The organism is Xenorhabdus griffiniae (genome assembly GCF_001028135.1).
GTDB classification, from domain to species: Bacteria; Pseudomonadota; Gammaproteobacteria; order Enterobacterales; family Enterobacteriaceae; genus Xenorhabdus; species Xenorhabdus bakwenae.
Genome location: NZ_LDNM01000068.1, coordinates 1 through 991 on the forward strand (window position 1 = coordinate 1; position 991 = coordinate 991).

Consider the following 991-nt stretch of genomic DNA (forward strand, 5'->3'; position numbering starts at 1 on the left):
CGGGCTTTTTCCCGCTTCGGCAGTTTTGCCATCACCCGGCGTACCGCATCATAGGAAGGCTGGGCGTCCAGCATGGCCGGCTGGTCAGCGTAAAGTTGCTGCCATTCTTCAATAAAACTGCGGTAAGCCGCCTGTAATGACGGGCCATTCACATTGCGGTAATGTGACAGGAACAGGGGGAACCACTGCACCTGCTCCGGCTGAACTTCTTTATTATGACCGGGTGACAGTAAGGCCAGCCGTTCATCGCCGTTATTGGTGCTCTGGTAGAGCGTGACCCATTCCTGCAAAGCCCGTGTGCCGATGCCGCGACGGTTTCCCTTGCGGGCATTGGCATTGTCTGCGGCGGCCTGGAGCACCGGCGGTAACGTCCCCTGACGTGATCCGTCAGAAAAATACTGCACCGCCGCCGAACGGGACATGCCCGCATCACGGAGGTTCAAAACCTCCAGCGCCAGCAGGGCGCGGGCATCCGCTACCTGCCGCTGTTGCTCCGTCAGAGACGACAGTTCACGGGACAACAACGCCGGGCACTGGCGCATTAACTGCAACTCATCCAGTGGGTGTACAGTCTGAGAGACCGGGGTATTGATCGCATCCTGATTGACGGGTTGTGCCAGCACGGCCGCAAAATACTGCCCGCGCACTGCCTCCCGTGCGGCATCCGGTAAACAATCAATATGGTATTCCATCGCCTTACTTCCCTGACGCTGGCGAACAAACTCCGGGTTCTCACCGGTTAACCGGTTCAATGCCATGCGCATACCCTGAACCGAACCGGGCAACGCAGGCAATCCTATTAACTCATTCGCTGTCAGAAACATAATCACATCCTACGTTTATATGAGTAACGACTGGGCCAAATATGCTCCGGGGTGGTCTCCAGAACATCTGCGATGATTTTCTCGCCTTTCGGGTAAGAGCGTGAAAGGGCATTTTTTAATGTGTCAGGGGCTAACCCTGCCAATGTTGAAAGCTCCCTCATTGTGAA

Annotated in this window: 2 protein-coding genes; both read right to left on the reverse strand. The window is 56.0% G+C overall.

Annotated elements, in window-relative coordinates:
- On the reverse strand, positions 1-824 hold an 824-nt coding region (locus AAY47_RS13690), incomplete at its 3' end, for a DNA-binding protein (protein WP_047770706.1).
- A 2-nt stretch (positions 825-826) separates the two neighbouring features.
- Positions 827-991, reverse strand: a 165-nt coding sequence (locus AAY47_RS20730; RefSeq protein WP_072059797.1) for a helix-turn-helix domain-containing protein, incomplete at its 5' end; no start/stop codon positions are given.